The following is a 19,093-nucleotide window of genomic DNA, read 5'->3' on the forward strand; positions in this document are numbered from 1 at the left end:
ACTAGCTCACCGCCTTCGCGGCCGCCGCCTCGGCGAGACCCTCGCGCTGAGCCTTCAGCATCCGGGCCGGGGCCACGTCCTCGATCGGCAGGCCACGGCGGGCGGCGATCTCCTCGGGGCGCGAAAGGCCCTTCAGAGCCGCCACGGTGGCGTGCACGATGTTGATCGGGTTGTCCGAGCCGAGCGACTTGGACAGCACGTCGTGGATGCCCGCGCACTCCAGGACCGCGCGGACCGGGCCACCGGCGATGACGCCGGTACCGGCCGAGGCCGGACGCAGGAAGACGACGCCGGCCGCCTCCTCGCCCTGCACCGTGTGCGGGATCGTGCCCTGGATGCGAGGCACCTTGAAGAAGTGCTTCTTCGCCTCTTCGACGCCCTTGGCGATGGCCGCGGGGACTTCCTTGGCCTTGCCATAGCCGACGCCGACCAGGCCGTTGCCGTCGCCGACGACGACGAGGGCGGTGAAGCTGAAGCGACGACCACCCTTCACGACCTTGGCCACTCGGTTGATCTTCACTACGCGCTCGATGTACGAGACGCCCTTGTCAGCGGCGCCACCGCGGCGATCGTCACGACGGTCCCGCCGCTCGCCACCGGTGCCGCCACCGCGACGCGGAGCTGCAGCCATCAGTGGTTCCTCATCTCAGTTGCCATATCAGAACTCGAGCCCACCTTCGCGGGCGCTGTCCGCCAGAGCGGCGATGCGCCCGGCGTAGCGGTTGCCACCGCGGTCGAAGACGACCGCCGTGATCCCGGCTTCCTTGGCCCGCTGAGCGAGGAGCTCGCCGACCTTCTTGGCCTTCTCCGTCTTGTCCGCTTCCAGCGTGCGCAGCGAGGCGTCCATGGTGGACGCGCTCACCAGGGTGTGGCCGACGGTGTCGTCCACGATCTGCACGAACAGGTGACGCGTCGAACGGTTGACGACCAGGCGCGGACGCGCGGCCGTACCGACGACGTTCTTGCGGACGCGGCGGTGACGGCGGGCCCGCGAGACGGTGCGGGCAGCCGTGTGCTTGCCGAACGCAGTCTTCGGAGCCATGCCTACTTACCAGCCTTTCCGACCTTGCGGCGGATCTGTTCGCCCTGGTAGCGCACGCCCTTGCCCTTGTACGGGTCGGGCTTGCGCAGCTTGCGGATGTTGGCGGCGACCTCGCCGACCTTCTGCTTGTCGATGCCGTCCACGTGGAACAGGGTCGGCTTCTCGACGCGGAAGGTGACGCCCTCGGGGGCGTCGACGATGACCGGGTGGCTGAAGCCCAGCGAGAACTCCAGCTGCGCCGGGCCCTTGGCCTGGACGCGGTAACCGACGCCGACGATCTCCAGGGTCTTGGAGTAGCCCTGCGTGACGCCCTGCACCATGTTGGCGATCAGCGTCCGCGAGAGGCCGTGCAGCGCACGGACCTTGTTCTCGTCGTTGGGACGGGTGACGGCGATGGCGCCGTCCTCGTCGCGGCCCACCGCGATGGGCTCGGCGACCGTGTGAGAAAGCGTGCCCTTCGGGCCCTTGACCTGGACATCCTGGCCGGTGATCGTGATGTCTACGCCACTGGGCACAGGGATGGGCAGCCGTCCGATTCTCGACATGCTGTGTTCCTCCCCTCTACCAGACGTAGGCGAGGACTTCCCCGCCCACACCACGCTTGCCGGCCTGCTTGTCGGTCATGAGACCGGCGGACGTCGAGATGATCGCGACGCCCAGCCCGCCCAGGACTCGAGGCAGATTGTCCTTCTTCGCATAGACCCGCAGACCGGGCTTGGACACCCGGCGCAGTCCAGAGAGCGAACGCTCACGAGTAGGCCCGAACTTGAGCTCCACCACGAGGTTCTTGCCAACCTTGGCGTCTTCGACGGTCCAAGCCTGGATGTAACCCTCCTGCTGGAGGATCTCGGCGATGTGCGCCTTGATCTTCGAGTACGGCATCGACACGCTGTCGTGGTACGCCGAGTTCGCATTACGCAGACGCGTGAGCATGTCTGCGATCGGGTCGGTCATCGTCATGGCCAATGGCCTTCCTCGCCGCGGTTTCCAGTCGGCGAAGCTTCAGTGCTGCGCACTGCTCTGCCGGTGGACCTTCGGCGCGGTCGTGGGTGCTCTCTACGAGAGCCCCCTGATTTTGACATTTACGGATATGTACGGCCGGAAGCCGCCCCGGGGGCGACCAGTGCCGCCCCCAAGGGTAACTACCAGCTGGACTTGGTGATGCCAGGCAGCTCGCCCCGGTGCGCCATCTCACGGAAGCACACGCGGCACAGGCCGAACTTCCTGTAGACGGCGCGCGGACGACCGCAGCGCGAGCAACGGGTGTAGGCCCGGACCTCGAACTTCTGCTTGCGCCCCGCCTTGGCGATCAGCGACTTCTTCGCCATTGGATCAGGCCTCCTTGAAGGGGAAGCCGAGGAGCTTGAGCAGCGCCCGGCCCTGGTCGTCGTTCTTCGCGGTGGTCACGATCGTGATGTCCATGCCCCGCGGCCGGTCGACCTTGTCCTGGTCGACCTCGTGGAACATGACCTGCTCGGTCAGACCGAAGGTGTAGTTGCCGTTGCCGTCGAACTGCTTCGGCGACAGGCCCCGGAAGTCACGGATGCGGGGCAGCGCCAGCGACAGCAGCCTGTCGAGGAACTCCCACATGCGGTCACCGCGAAGCGTGACGTGCGCGCCGATCGGCATGCCCTCACGCAGCTTGAACTGCGCGATGGACTTGCGCGCCCGGACGACGGCCGGCTTCTGGCCGGTGATCACGGTGAGGTCGCGAACGGCGCCCTCGATCAGCTTCGAGTCGCGGGCCGCCTCGCCGACACCCATGTTGACCTTGATCTTCACCAGGCCGGGGATCTGCATGACGTTCTCGATGCCGAACTGCTCGCGAAGCTGAGCCGCGATCTCCTCGCGGTACTTCGTCTTGAGGCGCGGCGTCGGGCGCTCGGTCTCGGTGGTCGTGGCAGTCATCAGCTGTCCTCACCCGTCTCGTCGGCCTTGTCAGCCTTCTTGTCGGCGGGCTTTTCGGCGGCCTTGTCTTCCTTGAGCTTCTTCACGTTGCTCACGTGGATGGGCCCCTCCATGGTCTGCACGCCGCCGGTCTTGGCGCCACGCGGACCCTGGTTGGTCTCCTTGCCGTGCTTCTTGATCATGTTGACGCCCTCGACCACCACGCGGTCCTCGCGCGGGAAGGTCGCGATCACATGACCCTTGGCACCCTTGTTCTTGCCGGCGATGACCTGGACCAGGTCACCCTTCTTCACATGCAGCTTCGGCATTACAGCACCTCCGGTGCGAGCGAGATGATGCGCATGAACTTCTTGTCGCGCAGCTCGCGGCCGACCGGGCCGAAGATACGAGTGCCACGAGGGTCACCGCTGTCCTTGATGATGACGGCGGCGTTCTCGTCGAAGCGGATGTAGGAGCCGTCGGGCCGGCGGCGCTCCTTGACCGTGCGGACGACGACGGCCTTGACCACGTCGCCCTTCTTGACGCCCGTGCTGCCCGGCAGCGCGTCCTTGACAGTGGCGACGATGACGTCGCCGATACCGGCGTAGCGTCGGCCCGAGCCACCGAGAACACGGATGCAGAGAATCTCCTTGGCACCCGTGTTGTCGGCGACCTTGAGCCGCGACTCCTGCTGGATCACGTTGTACTCCTGTTAGTCGCGCCGGTTCTCATCGCTGAGCCTGGCGGAACCCATCGTTGTCTTGTTCCTCCGGCCACAGCCCCCGTAGGGGGCCGCACCGCAGGCGACGCGGGAGCGAGGCTCCCGCGTCCTTGGACACCGTCATGGGGGCCCTGAGGCCCCCACGAGGCGCGGTATATCCGAGAGGGCCTACTTGGCCTTCTCGAGGATCTCCACGACCCTCCACCGCTTGGTGGCGGAGAGGGGGCGGGTCTCCATCAGAAGCACGCGGTCGCCCACGCCACAGGCGTTGGACTCGTCGTGTGCCTTGTACTTGGTCGTCCGGCGGATGACCTTGCCGTAGAGGCGGTGCTTCACGCGGTCCTCGACGGCGACGACGACGGTCTTGTCCATCTTGTCGCTGACGACCAGGCCCTCACGGACCTTGCGGAAGTTACGCCCCGTCGACTCGGTGGTCTCGGTGGTCTCGGTCTCAGCCATCGCTCGACTCCTTCTCGACCGTGACGATGCCCAGCTCGCGCTCGCGCATCACGGTGTAGATACGGGCGATCTCGCGGCGGACGGCACGCAGCCGCCCGTGGCTCTCCAACTGACCGGTCGCTGACTGGAAGCGGAGGTTGAACAGCTCCTCCTTGGCTTCCTTGAGCTTCTGGACCAGGGTGTCCTGGTCCTCCACCCGCAGCTCGCCGGCGGTCAGGCCCTTAGCCATCACGCCTCACCCACTTCACGCTTAACGATCTTGCACTTCATCGGGAGCTTGTGGATCGCGCGCTGAAGCGCCTCGCGGGCGATCGGCTCGGCCACGCCGGACAGCTCGAACATCACGCGTCCGGGCTTGACGTTGGCGATCCACCACTCCGGCGAACCCTTACCGGAACCCATGCGGGTCTCGGCAGGCTTCTTGGTGAGGGGACGGTCGGGGTAGATGTTGATCCACACCTTGCCGCCACGACGGATGTGACGGGTCATCGCGATACGAGCGGACTCGATCTGGCGGTTGGTCACGTAGGAGTGCTCAAGCGCCTGAATGCCGTACTCGCCGAAGACGACCCTGGTGCCGCCCTTGGCGGCTCCGCTGCGGTCGGGCCGGTGCTGCTTGCGGTGCTTGACCCTGCGAGGGATCAGCATGGTCAGCTCCCTTCAGCACCCGGCTGAGCAGCCGGGCCGGTCTCGGGGGCAGCCTGGGAGGCCGCCTCAGTCCTGGGGGCGCGGTCGCCGCGCTCGCCGCCACGACCGCCACCGCGGCGGGCGCCACCGGCGCCACCACCACGACGCGGACGGTCGCCGCCGCCGCCACGACGGTCGTCACGCTCGCGACGCTGGCCGGCACGGGCGCCGGCAGCCGCCGCCTCGCGCTCGGCGCGGCTCGTCGCGGCCTCGCCCTTGTAGATCCACACCTTCACGCCGATGCGGCCGAAGGTGGTACGGGCCTCGTAGAAGCCGTAGTCGATGTCCGCGCGGAGCGTGTGCAGCGGCACCCGGCCCTCACGGTAGAACTCCGACCGCGACATCTCGGCGCCGCCCAGACGACCGGAGCACTGGACACGGATGCCCTTGGCGCCGGACTTCATGGCCGACTGCATCGCCTTGCGCATGGCACGGCGGAACGAGACACGGCTGGAGAGCTGCTCGGCCACGCCCTGCGCGACGAGCTGCGCGTCGATCTCGGGGTTCTTCACCTCGAGGATGTTGAGCTGGACCTGCTTCTTGGTCAGCTTCTCCAGGTCACCGCGGATGCGGTCGGCCTCCGCCCCGCGACGGCCGATGACGATGCCCGGCCGGGCGGTGTGGATGTCGACCTGGACGCGGTCGGTCGTGCGCTCGATCTCGACCTTGGAGATGCCGGCCCGCTCCATGCCCTTCTGCAGCATGCGACGGATCGCCACGTCCTCGGCGACGTACGACTTGTACAGCTTGTCGGCGTACCACCGGCTCTTGAAGTCGGTCGTGATGCCGAGGCGGAACCCGTGCGGGTTAACCTTCTGGCCCACTATCGGGTCCTTCCCTTCGGCTCGCGGGACTCCACGATCACGGTGATGTGGCTCGTCCGCTTGTTGATCCGATAGGCGCGACCCTGTGCACGCGGACGGAACCGCTTCAGCGTCGGGCCCTCGTCAACCCAGGCGCGGCTCACGAAGAGCGTGCTGGGGTCGAGATCGAAGTTGTGCTCAGCGTTCGCCATGGCGCTGCTGAGCACCTTGTAGATCGGCTCGCTCGCCGACTGGGGAGCGAACTGCAGAACGGCCTGCGCCTCCGAAGCGGGCAGCCCGCGAATAAGGTCCACCACGCGGCGGGCCTTGAGGGGCGTGACACGGACGAACCGCGCCTGAGCCCTGGCTTCCATCGCTTACTCCTCTAAGTGCTTCTGAAGGCGTCTATCGCCGGCTGCGCCGGTCTTCCTTGACGTGGCTCCGGAACGTCCGCGTGGGGGCGAACTCTCCGAGCTTGTGACCGATCATCGACTCGGTGACGAACACCGGGACGTGCTTACGGCCGTCGTGCACGGCGATCGTGTGCCCGAGCATGTCGGGAACGATCATGGAGCGCCGCGACCACGTCTTGATGACGTTCTTGGTGCCCTTCTCGTTCTGGACGTCGACCTTCTTCTGAAGGTGCTCGTCCACGAAGGGACCCTTCTTAAGGCTACGTGGCATTTCGGCTGCTCCTACCGCTTCTTCCTCTTGCTGCGCCGACGGATGATCAGCCGGTCGCTGGCCTTGTTGGCCTGGCGGGTGCGGCCCTCGGGCTTGCCCTTCGGGTTCACCGGGTGGCGACCACCGGAGGTCTTGCCCTCACCACCACCGTGCGGGTGGTCGACAGGGTTCATCGCGACACCGCGGACGGTGGGGCGCTTGCCCTTCCACCGCATACGGCCGGCCTTGCCCCAGTTGATGTTGGCCTGCTCGGCGTTGCCGACCTGGCCGACCGACGCGCGGCAGCGCACGTCGACCATGCGCATCTCACCGGAGGGCATACGCAGCGTGGCGTACTGGCCTTCCTTGGCGAGCAGCTGGATCTGAGCGCCCGCGGAACGGCCGAGCTTGGCGCCGCCGCCCGGACGGAGCTCCACCGCGTGGATGAAGGTACCGGTCGGGATGTTGCGCAGCGGCAGGCAGTTGCCCGGCTTGATGTCGGCCGCGGGGCCGTTCTCGATGCGGTCGCCCTGCTTGAGGCCGGTCGGCGCGATGATGTAGCGCTTCTCGCCGTCGGCGTAGTGCAGCAGAGCGATGTTGGCGGTGCGGTTGGGGTCGTACTCGATGTGAGCGACCTTGGCCGGAATGCCGTCCTTGTCATGCCTGCGGAAGTCGATGATCCGGTAGGCGCGCTTGTGACCGCCGCCCTGGTGGCGAGCGGTGACCCGGCCGTGTACGTTACGGCCGCCCTTGTTATGAAGGGGTGCAAGCAGCGACTTCTCCGGCGTGCTGCGGGTGATCTCGGAGAAGTCCGAGACACTGGAACCGCGGCGACCCGGAGTCGTCGGCTTGTACTTACGGATGCCCATCTTTTTCGTTCATCCTCTGTCGGACCCCAGGTCCGGGGACCTGGGGTATCAATTTCGTGCGAAGCCCCAGAAAAAGGGGCTCGCGGGAGGCCGGGCCTCCCGCGTGGTTAGCCGATCTGACCGAAGATGTCGATCCGATCGCCCTCGGCCAAGCTCACGATCGCGCGCTTGGTGTCGGGCCGCTTACCGAAACCGGTGCGGGTGCGCTTGCGCTTGCCCTGCCGGTTGATCGTGTTCACGCTGGTGACCTTGACCCCGAAGATCTGCTCGACGGCGATCTTCACCTGGGTCTTGTTCGCGCTCTTGCGCACCAGGAACGTGTACTTGTTGTTCTCATCGATCAGGCCGTAGCTCTTCTCAGAGACGACCGGCTTGAGGATGATGTCGCGCGGGTCGGCGATCTTCTCCATCAGGCCTCTTCCTTCCCGCCCTGGCCCAGCCTGGCGACGACCTGGTCGTACGCCTCCTGGGTGAAGACCACGTCGTCGTGGACGAGCACGTCGTAGGTGTTGAGCTGACCGGAGTCCAGCAGGTGGACCTCCGGCGCGTTGCGCAGGCTCAGCCAGGTCAGCTCGTCGGTCTCGTCGACCACGACGAGGACCGACTTGGCCTGGGTGATGGTGCGCAGCGCCTGCAGGGCGGCCTTCGTCTTCGGCGTCTCGCCGGAGACCAGGCTGCTCACCACGTGCACACGACCGCCGCCGGCCCGGTCGGACAGGGCGCCGCGGAGCGCGGCGGCCTTCATCTTCTTGGGCGTGCGCTGCGAGTAGTCGCGCGGCACCGGGCCGTGGACGACGCCGCCGCCCGCGAACTGCGGCGCACGGGTCGAGCCCTGACGGGCGCGGCCGGTGCCCTTCTGCCGGTACGGCTTCTTGCCGCCGCCGGAGACCTCACCACGGGTCTTGGCCTTGTGGGTGCCCTGCCGGCGAGCGGCGAGCTGGGCCACGACCACCTGGTGGATCAGCGGCACGTTGACCTTGGCGCCGAAGATGTCCTCGGGCAGGTCGACGGTCCCGGTCTTCGCCCCGCTGGCGTCAAGGACGTCAATGGTGCTCACTTGGCAGCCCCCTTCTTGGCAGCGGTGCGAACGAGGACCAGACTGCCGTTGGCGCCGGGGATCGCACCCTTGATCAGGATGAGACCCTTCTCGGCGTCCACGGAATGAACCTTCAGGCTCTGCACGGTGGTGCGGACGTTACCCATCCGACCGGCCATGCGCAGACCCTTGAATACGCGTCCCGGGGTGGCGCAGCCACCGATGGAACCCGGCGACCGGTGCTTGCGCTGCGTGCCGTGCGACGCGCCCAGACCACCGAAGCCGTGCCGCTTCATGACACCGGCGAAGCCCTTGCCCTTGCTCTTGCCCGTCACGTCGACGAACTGGCCGGCCTCGAAGGTGTCGGCCAGCAGCTCCTGGCCGAGGGTGTAGTCGCTCGCGTCGTCAGTGCGGATCTCCGCGAAGTAACGGCGCGGGGTGATGTCGTGCTTACGCAGGTAGTCGCCGAGCGGCTTGTTGACCTTCCGGGGGTCGACCTGCCCGAAGCCGAGCTGGATGGCCGAGTAGCCGTCCTTTTCAGCGGTGCGGACGCGGGTCACCACGCACGGACCGGCCTCGACCACGGTCACCGGGACCATCCGGTTGTCCGCGTCGAAGACCTGGGTCATGCCGAGCTTCTTGCCCAGGACGCCCTTGATCGTCTTAGCCATGTCAGTGCGTTCCCTCAGAGCTTGATCGAAATGTCGACGCCCGCGGGGAGGTCGAGCCGCATGAGCGAGTCAACCGTCTTGGGGGTCGGATCGATGATGTCAATCAGCCGCTTGTGCGTGCGCATCTCGAAGTGCTCGCGGCTGTCCTTGTACTTGTGCGGCGAACGGATGACGCAGTACACGTTCTTCTCGGTCGGCAGCGGCACCGGGCCCGCGACCTTCGCGCCAGTCCGCGTCACCGTCTCGACGATCTTCTTGGCCGAAACGTCGATGACCTCGTGGTCATAGGCCTTAAGCCGGATGCGGATCTTCTGTCCCGCCATAGTGGCCTCGGTGTCCTTCGCTGTCGTCTGAAAAAGTATCGTGCGGCAGGATGCCGCTGGGTGGTGCGATGCTCCACGAGACAGACGCAGTCGATCTGCCTTTTCTTCCGTGATCCGGCAGTAACTTCGGTCACTGGCCTGCTTCGGTCACTGGGCCGAAGTGACTGCTGGATCACGGCTTTGCCGTGGAGCCGGGGAGCGGAGCCCGTACGGACTCCGAACCCCTGTCGTGGTGCGGCGGCCGGCCCCTGAATGGAGGCCGACCGCCACCCCGCGGTCGAGCTACTTGATGATCTTCGTGACCCGACCGGCGCCGACGGTGCGGCCACCCTCACGGATCGCGAACTTGAGGCCTTCCTCCATGGCGATGGGCTGGATCAGCTCAACGCGCATCTCGGTGTTGTCGCCCGGCATGACCATCTCGGTGCCCTCGGGGAGGTTCACCACGCCGGTCACGTCCGTCGTACGGAAGTAGAACTGCGGGCGGTAGTTGTTGAAGAACGGCGTGTGGCGGCCGCCCTCGTCCTTGGACAGGATGTAGACCTGGCCGGTGAACTCGGTGTGCGGGGTCGTCGTGCCCGGCTTGATGATGCACTGGCCGCGCTCGACGTCGTCGCGCTTGATGCCACGGAGGAGCAGCGCGGCGTTGTCGCCGGCGTGGCCCTCGTCGAGCATCTTGTTGAACATCTCGATGCTGGTGACGGTGGTGGTCGTCTTCTCCGGCTTGATGCCGATGATGTCGACCTGCTCGTTCACCTTGACGATGCCGCGCTCGATACGACCGGTGACGACGGTGCCGCGACCGGTGATCGAGAAGACGTCCTCGACCGGCATGAGGAACGGCTTCTCCGTCTCACGCGGGGGCTCGGGGACGTTCTCGTCGACGGCGTTCATCAGCTCGATGATGCTGTCGGCCCACTTCTCGTCGCCCTCGAGAGCCTTGAGCGCGGAGACGCGGACGACCGGCAGGTCGTCGCCGGGGAACTCCTGAGCGGACAGGAGCTCACGGACCTCGAGCTCGACGAGCTCCAGGATCTCCTCGTCGTCGACCATGTCGGCCTTGTTGAGGGCCACGACGATGTAGGGGACGCCGACCTGGCGGGCCAGGAGGACGTGCTCCTTCGTCTGCGGCATGGGGCCGTCGGTGGCGGCGACCACGAGGATCGCGCCGTCCATCTGAGCGGCACCGGTGATCATGTTCTTCACGTAGTCGGCGTGACCGGGGCAGTCCACGTGGGCGTAGTGGCGCTTCTCGGTCTGGTACTCGACGTGCGCGATGGAGATCGTGATGCCGCGGGCCTTCTCCTCCGGCGCCTTGTCGATCTTGTCGAACGGGGTCGCCGCGTTCAGGTCCGGGTAACGGTCGTGGAGCACCTTGGTGATCGCCGCGGTCAGTGTGGTCTTACCGTGGTCGATATGCCCAATGGTGCCGATGTTCATGTGCGGCTTGTTCCGCTCGAACTTGGCCTTGCCCACTGGTTCTCTCCTTGAGAATCTGACTGACTTTCGTCATACACACTCGGGCCCGGGTGATCCCGAACCCCTAGGCGGCGGGACGGCTCGCACCGTCCCGCCAGGGACCGGAACTATTCGCCCCGGGCCTTCGCGACGATCTCCTTGGCGATGCCCGGAGGCACCTCAGCGTAGGAGTCGAACTGCATGCTGTAGCTCGCGCGCCCCTGAGTCTTGCTGCGCAGGTCACCCACGTAGCCGAACATCTCCGACAGCGGCACGAGCGCCTTGACGACACGGGCGCCGGCCCGCTCGTCCATGGCCTGGATCTGCCCGCGACGACCGTTGAGGTCGCCGATGACATCACCCATGTAGTCCTCGGGCGTGGTGACCTCGACGGCCATCATCGGCTCGAGGAGCACGGCGTCAGCCTTGCGCGCGGCCTCCTTGAACGCCATCGAACCGGCGATCTTGAAGGCCATTTCCGAGGAGTCGACGTCGTGCGCGGCACCGTCGGTCAGCGTCACCTTCACGCCCACCATCGGGTAGCCGGCCAGCACGCCGAACTCAGCGGCCTCCTGCGCGCCCGCGTCGACCGACGGGATGTACTCCCTCGGCACGCGGCCACCGGTGACCTTGTTCTCGAACTCGTAACCGTCGTTGCCCTCGCCCAGCGGCTCCAGGTCGATGATCACCCGCGCGAACTGACCGGAACCACCGGTCTGCTTCTTGTGGGTGTAGTCGACCTTCTCCACCTTGCGGCGAATGGTCTCACGGTAGGCGACCTGGGGACGGCCGACGTTGGCCTCGACCTTGAACTCGCGACGCATGCGGTCGACGAGGATCTCAAGGTGAAGCTCGCCCATGCCCCAGATGACCGTCTGGCCGGTCTCCTCGTCACGACGGACCTGGAAGGACGGGTCCTCCTCGGCCAGCCGCTGGATCGCGGTCGACAGCTTCTCCTGGTCGCCCTTGGTCTTGGGCTCGATGGCGACGTTGATGACCGGAGCCGGGAACGTCATCGACTCGAGCACGACCTGGTTGGCCGGGTCGGACAGGGTGTCACCGGTGGTGGTGTCCTTCAGACCCATCACGGCGACGATCTGACCGGCGATCGCCGACGGGCGCTCTTCGCGCTTGTTGGCGTGCATCTGGTAGATCTTGCCGATCCGCTCCTTCTTGCCCTTCACAGAGTTGATGACCTGTGAACCGGCCTCGAGCGTGCCCGAGTAGATGCGGATGTAGGTGATCTTGCCCAGGTGCGGGTCGCTGGCGATCTTGAAGGCCAGCGCGGAGAACGGCTCGGTCGGGTCCGCGTGACGCTCGACGGCCTTGCTCTCGTCACCGACGGCGTGACCGGCGATGGCCGGGATGTCGGTCGGCGCGGGCAGGTAGGCGACGATCGCGTCGAGCAGGGGCTGCACGCCCTTGTTCTTGAACGCGGTGCCACACAGGACCGGGTTGACGGCGCTCGCCAGCGTCGCGCGGCGCAGGGCCGCGACCAGCTGCTCCTCGGTGGGCTCGGTGCCCTCGAGGAAGAGCTCCATCAGCTCGTCGTCGTTCTCGGCGACGGTCTCGACCAGCTTGTCGCGCCACTCGCGAGCGGCCTCGGCGTGGTCGGCCGGGATGTCGACGACGTCGTACATCTCGCCCTTGGCAGCCTCGGCGCTCCAGAGGAGGCCCTTCATCTTGATCAGGTCGATGACGCCCTTGAAGTCGGCCTCAACGCCCCACGGGAGCTGGACGACGGCCGGGGTCGCGGCCAGACGGCTGATCATCATCTCGACGCAGCGGTGGAACTCCGCGCCGACCCGGTCCATCTTGTTCACGAAGCAGATGCGGGGGACGTTGTAGCCGTCAGCCTGGCGCCACACCGTCTCCGACTGCGGCTCGACACCCGCCACACCGTCGAACACGGCGACGGCGCCGTCGAGCACGCGCAGCGAGCGCTCCACCTCGATGGTGAAGTCGACGTGCCCCGGAGTGTCGATGATGTTGATGGTGTGACCGGCCCACTCACAGGTCGTCGCGGCGGACGTGATCGTGATGCCGCGCTCCTGCTCCTGCTCCATCCAGTCCATGGTGGCTGCGCCCTCGTGGACTTCACCCAGCTTGTAGTTGATGCCGGTGTAGAACAGGATGCGCTCGGTCGTGGTGGTCTTGCCCGCGTCGATATGGGCCATGATCCCGATGTTGCGGACCTTGGCCAGGTCAAGAGCGGTCGTGGTGGCCACTTTCTTCGCGTCCTCGTCGTCTCGTCGAACCCGCCGGGGTTACCAGCGGTAGTGGGCGAAGGCCTTGTTGGACTCGGCCATCTTGTGGGTGTCCTCGCGCTTCTTCACGCTCGCCCCGAGGCCGTTGCTGGCGTCGAGGAGCTCGTTCATCAGGCGCTCGGTCATGGTCTTCTCGCGGCGGGCCCGGGAGTACTGCACGAGCCAGCGCAGGGCCAGGGTGGTGCTGCGCGCGGCGCGCACCTCGACCGGCACCTGGTAGGTGGCGCCACCGACACGGCGGCTGCGGACCTCGAGGGTCGGCTTGACGTTGTCAAGCGCGCGCTTGAGGGTGACGACCGGGTCGTTGCCCGTCTTCTCCCTGCAGCCCTCGAGGGCGCCGTAGACGATCGACTGCGCGATGGAGCGCTTGCCGTCCAGGAGCACCTTGTTGATCAGGGCGGTGACCAGCGGCGAACTGTAAACCGGGTCAGACATGAGCTGACGACGGCCAGGAGAACCCTTGCGAGGCATAGTTAGCTCTTCTCCCTCTTCGCGCCGTAGCGGCTACGGGCCTGCTTGCGGTTGCGGACACCCTGGGTGTCGAGCGAGCCGCGGATGATCTTGTAGCGAACACCCGGCAGGTCCTTCACACGACCGCCACGCACGAGCACGATGGAGTGCTCCTGCAGGTTGTGACCCACACCCGGGATGTAGGCCGTGACCTCGATGCCGTTGGTGAGCCGAACACGGGCCACCTTGCGCAGTGCCGAGTTGGGCTTCTTCGGGGTCGTGGTGTAAACGCGCTGGCACACGCCGCGCCGCTGCGGACTCCCCTTGAGGGCAGGAGTCTTGGTCTTGGAGACCTTGTCCTGCCGGCCCTTGCGGACCAACTGCTGAATAGTGGGCACTGCCACTCCGTTTCGTGCCTTGGCCGGTGTTACGTCAGTAGTGCGAATCCACAGGTTCTGCCGGTGTCATGACCTGCGGATTGTCCTTGCTCCCGCGCCCCCGCGCTCGGGCGTGTCGCGCTATCCGCACAGACACATCCACGACGCTTCAAGCCAGGAAGCCGACTGGCACTCCTCTGATATGAGCGCACAGCCGAGAGCCCGCAAAGCTACGGGCACGATGGTCTAGGTTACCAGGCCCGCCCGACACGTCAAAACGGCGCGAGTCGCTATGGGGGGCGTCTCGCATCCGCTCTGTGCGGCCCGTCTCGTGGCCGCTGCTCCGCCGACCATGATATAGCCCCTTCCCCATGCTCAACCCCAAAACCTTCTTCTTTTCGGACCGGCCCGCCCAAGGCCACGAACAGGCCCATTCGCGTTCACGGCCACGGGCCCACGTCCGCCCGTACGCCGACGCCGTTCCGGGACGACACCCGGCGGAGCACTCCCACCCGTGAAGGGCTGACGGACGCGTACGGACCCCGCACGGGACCTCCACGCCCGAGGCGCGGGGCCCGGAAACGGGAAACGCCCGGGCCTCTCGAACGAGAGACCCGGGCGCTTCGCCGTGCTGACGACCGTTACCGGTTGTACTGACCGAAGTCGTACTCCTCCAGCGGGACGGCCTCGCCGCTGCCGGTGCCGAAGGTGTAGTCGGCCGCGGAGCCGTCGTAACCGCCGACCGTGTACATGGCGGCCTTGGCCTCCTCGGTCGGCTCGACCCGGATGTTGCGGTACTGGGGCATGCCCGTGCCGGCCGGGATGAGCTTACCGATGATGACGTTCTCCTTCAGGCCCAGGAGGGAGTCGGACTTGGCGTGGATCGCCGCGTCCGTCAGGACCCTGGTCGTCTCCTGGAAGGAGGCCGCCGACAGCCACGACTCGGTGGCGAGCGACGCCTTCGTGATGCCCATGAGCACCGGGCGACCGGCGGCCGGGGAGCCGTTCTCCGCCACCGTCTCACGGTTCATCTGCTCGAAGCGCGGACGCTCGACGAGCTCGCCGGGCAGCAGGTCGGTGTCACCGGACTCGAGCACGTTCACGCGCTTGAGCATCTGCCGCACGATGATCTCGATGTGCTTGTCGTGGATCGACACACCCTGCGACCGGTAGACCTGCTGGACCTCGGCCACCAGGTGCAGCTGCACGGCCCGCGGGCCGAGGATGCGCAGCACCTCGTTGGGGTTGACGGCGCCGGCGACCAGCTGCTGGCCGACCGACACGCGCGAACCCTCGGAGACCAGCAGCCGCGACCGCATGGACACCGGGTAGGCGATCTCCTCGGAGCCGTCGTCGGGCGTGATGACGATCTTGCGGGACTTGTCGGTCTCGTCGATCCGGACCCGGCCCTCCGCCTCGGAGATCGGGGCGACACCCTTGGGGATGCGCGCCTCGAACAGCTCCTGGACTCGGGGCAGACCGTGGGTGATGTCGGCGCCCGCCACACCACCGGTGTGGAAGGTCCGCATCGTCAGCTGGGTGCCGGGCTCGCCGATCGACTGGGCGGCGATGATGCCGACCGCCTCGCCGACGTCCACGAGCTTGCCGGTGGCCAGCGAACGGCCGTAGCAGGTCGCGCAGACACCGATCTTGGCCTCGCAGACGAGCGCGCTGCGGGTGCGGACGGTCTCGACGCCGGCCTCGACCAGGGCGGTGACGTGCGTGTCGTTGATGTCGACACCCGCCGCCGCGATGATCTTGCCGTCGACCTCGACGTCCTCGGCCAGGATGCGGCCGTGCACGTTGGACTCGGCGTTCTCGGCCTTGACCAGGTTGCCCGACGCGTCGCGCTCGCCGACGTGCAGCGGGACCGCGCGGTCGGTGCCGCAGTCGATCTCGCGGACGATGACGTCCTGCGCGACGTCCACCAGACGACGGGTCAGGTAACCCGAGTCGGCGGTGCGCAGGGCGGTGTCGGCCAGACCCTTCCGCTGTCCGTGGGTGGAGATGAAGTACTCCAGCACCGACAGGCCCTCGCGGAACGAGGCCTTGATCGGCCGCGGGATCGTCTCACCCTTGGTGTTGGACACCAGACCACGGATGCCGGCGATCTGACGCACCTGCATCTTGTTACCGCGGGCGCCGGAGTTGACCATCATCCAGACCGGGTTGGTCGCCGGGAAGGCGTTGACCATGTCGGTCTCGACGTCGGCCGTGGCGTGGGTCCAGATCTCGATGAGCTCCTGACGGCGCTCCTCGTCGGTGATCAGACCGCGCTCGTACTCACGCTGCACCTTGTCGGCGCGGCGCTCGTAGTTCTCCATGATTTCCTGCTTGTTGGGCGGCGCGACGACGTCGTCGATCGAGATCGTGACGCCGGAGCGGGTCGCCCAGCGGAAGCCCGCGTCCTTGAGCGCGTCGAGCGAGTTGGCCACCTCGACCTTGGGGTAGGTCTCGGCCAGCTCGTTGACGATCGTGGACAGCTGCTTCTTGCCCACCTGGAAGTTGACGAACGGGTAGGACAGCGGCAGCGTCTGGTTGAACAGGCAGCGGCCGAACGTCGTCTCCAGGCGGATCGGGTCGCCCTGCTCCCAGCCCTCGGGGGCCACCCAGTCACGCGGCGGCAGGACGTCCTTGATCCGGATCTGGATCTTCGCCTGGATCTCCAGCTCGCGACGGTCGAAGGCCATCTGCGCCTCGGCGATGGAGCCGAAGACCCTGCCCTCGCCCAGCGCGCCCTCCTTCATGGTCGTCAGCCAGTAGAGGCCGATGACCATGTCCTGGGTGGGCATGGTGACGGGCTTGCCGTCGGCCGGCTTGAGGATGTTGTTGGTCGAGAGCATCAGGATGCGCGCCTCGGCCTGGGCCTCAGCCGACAGCGGCAGGTGCACGGCCATCTGGTCGCCGTCGAAGTCCGCGTTGAAGGCGGTGCAGACGAGCGGGTGGATCTGGATGGCCTTGCCCTCGACGAGCTGCGGCTCGAACGCCTGGATGCCCAGACGGTGGAGCGTGGGCGCGCGGTTGAGCAGCACCGGGTGCTCGGTGATGACCTCTTCGAGCACGTCCCACACCACGGGGCGGGCGCGCTCGACCATCCGCTTGGCCGACTTGATGTTCTGCGCGTGGTTGAGGTCCACGAGCCTCTTCATCACGAACGGCTTGAACAGCTCCAGCGCCATCTGCTTGGGCAGACCGCACTGGTGCAGCTTGAGCTGCGGGCCGACGACGATGACCGAACGGCCGGAGTAGTCGACTCGCTTGCCCAGCAGGTTCTGGCGGAAGCGGCCCTGCTTGCCCTTGAGCATGTCGCTCAGGGACTTGAGCGGGCGGTTGCCGGGGCCGGTGACCGGGCGGCCGCGACGGCCGTTGTCGAACAGCGCGTCGACGGCCTCCTGCAGCATCCGCTTCTCGTTGTTCACGATGATCTCGGGCGCGCCGAGGTCGAGCAGACGCTTGAGGCGGTTGTTGCGGTTGATGACCCGGCGGTAGAGGTCGTTCAGGTCGGAGGTGGCGAAGCGGCCACCGTCGAGCTGAACCATCGGCCGCAGGTCCGGCGGGATCACCGGGATGCAGTCGAGGACCATGCCGCGCGGCGAGTTGGTGGTGTTGAGGAACGCGGAGACGACCTTGAGCCGCTTGAGCGCGCGGGCCTTCTTCTGGCCCTTGCCGCTGCGGATGGTCTCGCGCAGGTTCTCGGCCTCGGCGTCGAGGTCGAAGCTGATCAGGCGGTCCTGGATCGCCTGCGCGCCCATGCCGCCCTTGAAGTAGCGGCCGAAGCGGTCACGCATCTCGCGGTAGAGCAGCTCGTCGCCCTCGAGGTCCTGGACCTTGAGGTTCTTGAAGCGGCTCCAGACCTCCTCGAGCCGGTCCAGCTCACGCTGGGCCCGGTCGCGGAGCTGGCGCATCTCGCGCTCGGCGCCCTCACGCACCTTGCGGCGCTGGTCGCCCTTGGCGCCGGCGGCCTCGAGCTCGGCCAGGTCGCCTTCGAGCTTCTTCTGCCTGGCCTCGACGTCGGCGTCGCGACGCTGCTCGATGTGCTGCCGCTCGACGGAGATCTTCGCCTCCAGCGAGGGCAGGTCACGCTCGCGCATCTCGGTGTCGACCTGCGTGATCATGTACGCCGCGAAGTAGATGACCTTCTCCAGGTCCTTCGGGGCGAGGTCGAGCAGGTAGCCGAGGCGCGACGGGACACCCTTGAAGTACCAGATGTGGGTGACCGGCGCGGCCAGCTCGATGTGGCCCATCCGCTCACGGCGCACCTTGGCGCGCGTGACCTCGACGCCACAGCGCTCACAGATGATGCCCTTGAAGCGGACGCGCTTGTACTTGCCGCAGTAGCACTCCCAGTCGCGGGTCGGGCCGAAGATCTTCTCGCAGAAGAGCCCGTCCTTTTCCGGCTTGAGGGTGCGGTAGTTGATGGTCTCGGGCTTCTTGACCTCGCCGTGCGACCACTGACGGATGTCGTCGGCCGTCGCCAGCCCGATCCGAAGCTCGTCGAAGAAGTTGACGTCCAGCATTCGTGCGATCCCCCTCAGACTTCTTCCACGCTGCTCGGCTCACGCCGGGACAGATCGATACCGAGCTCCTCCGCTGCGCGGAAGACGTCCTCGTCGGTGTCGCGCATCTCGATGGACATGCCGTCGCTGGAGAGCACCTCGACGTTCAGGCACAGCGACTGCATTTCCTTGATGAGGACCTTGAAGGACTCGGGGATTCCCGGCTCCGGGATGTTCTCGCCCTTGACGATGGCCTCGTAGACCTTCACGCGGCCGAGGACGTCGTCGGACTTGATCGTCAGGAGCTCCTGCAGGGCGTAGGCGGCGCCGTACGCCTCCAGCGCCCACACCTCCATCTCACCGAAGCGCTGGCCGCCGAACTGGGCCTTACCGCCGAGCGGCTGCTGGGTGATCATGGAGTACGGGCCGGTCGAACGCGCGTGGATCTTGTCGTCGACCAGGTGGAGGAGCTTGAGGATGTAGATGTAGCCGACCGAGATCGGGTACGGGAACGGCTCGCCGGAACGGCCGTCGTACAGCCGCGCCTTGCCGCTCTGCTCGACCATCCGGTCGCCGTCACGGTTGGGGATGGTGTTGCCGAGCAGGCCGACGATCTCTTCCTCGTGGGCGCCGTCGAAGACCGGCGTGGCCATGTTGGTGCGCGGCTCGACCTGGCCGAAGCCCTTGTCGCGCAGCCGCTCGGCCCACGCCTCCTGGACGCCGGTGATGTCCCAGCCCCGGGCGGCGATCCACCCCAGGTGGGTTTCGAGCACCTGGCCGACGTTCATTCGGCCGGGCACGCCCAGCGGGTTGAGGATGATGTCGACCGGGGTGCCGTCCTCCAGGAACGGCATGTCCTCGACCGGCAGGATCTTGGAGATGAC

The 19,093-nt window shown here is 66.8% G+C and carries 24 protein-coding genes and 1 pseudogene; all 25 read right to left on the minus strand.

Going from position 1 to position 19,093, the window contains the following annotated elements; genetic code table 11:
- Nucleotide 1 precedes the first annotated feature (1 nt).
- The gene (gene rpsE, locus AB0G11_RS37445; protein ID WP_091090115.1) at nucleotides 2–631 is read right to left on the minus strand and encodes a 30S ribosomal protein S5; all 630 of its coding nucleotides are present in this window, start codon (nucleotides 629–631) and stop codon (nucleotides 2–4) included.
- Nucleotides 632–658: 27 nt separating this feature from the next.
- Nucleotides 659–1,042, minus strand: coding sequence for a 50S ribosomal protein L18 (gene rplR / locus AB0G11_RS37450; protein WP_219500426.1), 384 nt, complete (start codon nucleotides 1,040–1,042; stop codon nucleotides 659–661).
- Between the two features lie 2 nt (nucleotides 1,043–1,044).
- Nucleotides 1,045–1,587 (minus strand): 50S ribosomal protein L6, encoded by a 543-nt coding sequence (gene rplF / locus AB0G11_RS37455; RefSeq protein WP_219500424.1) that lies wholly within the window; start codon nucleotides 1,585–1,587, stop codon nucleotides 1,045–1,047.
- Between the two features lie 16 nt (nucleotides 1,588–1,603).
- On the minus strand, nucleotides 1,604–2,002 hold the full coding sequence (gene rpsH, locus AB0G11_RS37460; protein ID WP_049572677.1) for a 30S ribosomal protein S8: 399 nt from the start codon (nucleotides 2,000–2,002) through the stop codon (nucleotides 1,604–1,606).
- A gap of 182 nt (nucleotides 2,003–2,184) precedes the next feature.
- Nucleotides 2,185–2,370, minus strand: coding sequence for a type Z 30S ribosomal protein S14 (locus AB0G11_RS37465; RefSeq protein ID WP_020542298.1), 186 nt, complete (start codon nucleotides 2,368–2,370; stop codon nucleotides 2,185–2,187).
- 4 nt (nucleotides 2,371–2,374) lie between these two features.
- Nucleotides 2,375–2,950: a 50S ribosomal protein L5 gene (gene rplE / locus AB0G11_RS37470; protein WP_101783550.1), complete on the minus strand. Its 576-nt coding sequence runs from the start codon at nucleotides 2,948–2,950 to the stop codon at nucleotides 2,375–2,377.
- Entirely contained in the window at nucleotides 2,950–3,249 is a 300-nt protein-coding gene (gene rplX, locus AB0G11_RS37475) for a 50S ribosomal protein L24 (RefSeq protein WP_246644019.1), read from the minus strand. The genes rplE and rplX overlap by 1 nt, the downstream gene beginning before the upstream one ends.
- Before the next feature lie 8 nt (nucleotides 3,250–3,257).
- Complete coding sequence (gene rplN / locus AB0G11_RS37480) at nucleotides 3,258–3,629, minus strand: 50S ribosomal protein L14 (protein ID WP_043623452.1); 372 nt, start codon at nucleotides 3,627–3,629, stop codon at nucleotides 3,258–3,260.
- Nucleotides 3,630–3,818: 189 nt separating this feature from the next.
- A complete protein-coding gene (gene rpsQ / locus AB0G11_RS37485) occupies nucleotides 3,819–4,109 on the minus strand; it encodes a 30S ribosomal protein S17 (RefSeq protein ID WP_219500420.1) in 291 nt (96 codons plus the stop codon).
- Nucleotides 4,102–4,338, minus strand: coding sequence for a 50S ribosomal protein L29 (gene rpmC, locus AB0G11_RS37490; protein WP_049572733.1), 237 nt, complete (start codon nucleotides 4,336–4,338; stop codon nucleotides 4,102–4,104). Before rpmC ends, rpsQ begins: the two co-directional genes overlap by 8 nt.
- Complete coding sequence (rplP, locus tag AB0G11_RS37495; protein ID WP_219500418.1) at nucleotides 4,338–4,757, minus strand: 50S ribosomal protein L16; 420 nt, start codon at nucleotides 4,755–4,757, stop codon at nucleotides 4,338–4,340. The genes rpmC and rplP overlap by 1 nt, the downstream gene beginning before the upstream one ends.
- A 2-nt stretch (nucleotides 4,758–4,759) precedes the next feature.
- A complete protein-coding gene (gene rpsC, locus AB0G11_RS37500; protein ID WP_219500416.1) occupies nucleotides 4,760–5,620 on the minus strand; it encodes a 30S ribosomal protein S3 in 861 nt (286 codons plus the stop codon).
- A complete protein-coding gene (gene rplV / locus AB0G11_RS37505; protein ID WP_049572697.1) occupies nucleotides 5,620–5,973 on the minus strand; it encodes a 50S ribosomal protein L22 in 354 nt (117 codons plus the stop codon). The genes rpsC and rplV overlap by 1 nt, the downstream gene beginning before the upstream one ends.
- 31 nt (nucleotides 5,974–6,004) lie before the next feature.
- Nucleotides 6,005–6,283 (minus strand): 30S ribosomal protein S19, encoded by a 279-nt coding sequence (gene rpsS / locus AB0G11_RS37510; protein ID WP_049572698.1) that lies wholly within the window; start codon nucleotides 6,281–6,283, stop codon nucleotides 6,005–6,007.
- Nucleotides 6,284–6,294: 11 nt separating this feature from the next.
- Nucleotides 6,295–7,131 (minus strand): 50S ribosomal protein L2, encoded by an 837-nt coding sequence (gene rplB, locus AB0G11_RS37515; protein ID WP_101783543.1) that lies wholly within the window; start codon nucleotides 7,129–7,131, stop codon nucleotides 6,295–6,297.
- A 107-nt stretch (nucleotides 7,132–7,238) separates the two neighbouring features.
- On the minus strand, nucleotides 7,239–7,541 hold the full coding sequence (gene rplW, locus AB0G11_RS37520; RefSeq protein WP_219500414.1) for a 50S ribosomal protein L23: 303 nt from the start codon (nucleotides 7,539–7,541) through the stop codon (nucleotides 7,239–7,241).
- Nucleotides 7,541–8,188 carry a 50S ribosomal protein L4 gene (rplD, locus tag AB0G11_RS37525; protein WP_219500412.1) on the minus strand — a complete coding sequence of 216 codons (648 nt, stop codon included), beginning with the start codon at nucleotides 8,186–8,188 and terminating at the stop codon, nucleotides 7,541–7,543. Before rplD ends, rplW begins: the two co-directional genes overlap by 1 nt.
- The gene (gene rplC / locus AB0G11_RS37530) at nucleotides 8,185–8,838 is read right to left on the minus strand and encodes a 50S ribosomal protein L3 (protein WP_101783540.1); all 654 of its coding nucleotides are present in this window, start codon (nucleotides 8,836–8,838) and stop codon (nucleotides 8,185–8,187) included. Before rplC ends, rplD begins: the two co-directional genes overlap by 4 nt.
- Before the next feature lie 14 nt (nucleotides 8,839–8,852).
- Entirely contained in the window at nucleotides 8,853–9,161 is a 309-nt protein-coding gene (gene rpsJ / locus AB0G11_RS37535) for a 30S ribosomal protein S10 (RefSeq protein ID WP_030912931.1), read from the minus strand.
- Nucleotides 9,162–9,443: 282 nt separating this feature from the next.
- Complete coding sequence (gene tuf / locus AB0G11_RS37540; protein WP_219500410.1) at nucleotides 9,444–10,637, minus strand: elongation factor Tu; 1,194 nt, start codon at nucleotides 10,635–10,637, stop codon at nucleotides 9,444–9,446.
- 110 nt (nucleotides 10,638–10,747) lie between these two features.
- On the minus strand, nucleotides 10,748–12,847 hold the full coding sequence (gene fusA, locus AB0G11_RS37545) for an elongation factor G (RefSeq protein WP_219500408.1): 2,100 nt from the start codon (nucleotides 12,845–12,847) through the stop codon (nucleotides 10,748–10,750).
- Nucleotides 12,848–12,886: 39 nt separating this feature from the next.
- Nucleotides 12,887–13,357, minus strand: a complete 471-nt coding sequence (gene rpsG / locus AB0G11_RS37550; RefSeq protein WP_043623423.1) for a 30S ribosomal protein S7 — start codon at nucleotides 13,355–13,357, stop codon at nucleotides 12,887–12,889.
- A 2-nt stretch (nucleotides 13,358–13,359) separates the two neighbouring features.
- A complete protein-coding gene (gene rpsL / locus AB0G11_RS37555; protein WP_049572713.1) occupies nucleotides 13,360–13,734 on the minus strand; it encodes a 30S ribosomal protein S12 in 375 nt (124 codons plus the stop codon).
- 620 nt (nucleotides 13,735–14,354) lie between these two features.
- Nucleotides 14,355–18,230, minus strand: coding sequence for a DNA-directed RNA polymerase subunit beta' (locus tag AB0G11_RS37560; protein WP_219500398.1), 3,876 nt, complete (start codon nucleotides 18,228–18,230; stop codon nucleotides 14,355–14,357).
- Nucleotides 18,231–18,244: 14 nt separating this feature from the next.
- Nucleotides 18,245–19,093: pseudogene (locus AB0G11_RS37565) on the minus strand (DNA-directed RNA polymerase subunit beta); the annotation flags it as partial.

It is taken from the genome of Nonomuraea sp. NPDC023979, assembly GCF_040639085.1.
Lineage (GTDB): Bacteria > Actinomycetota > Actinomycetes > Streptosporangiales > Streptosporangiaceae > Nonomuraea > Nonomuraea ceibae.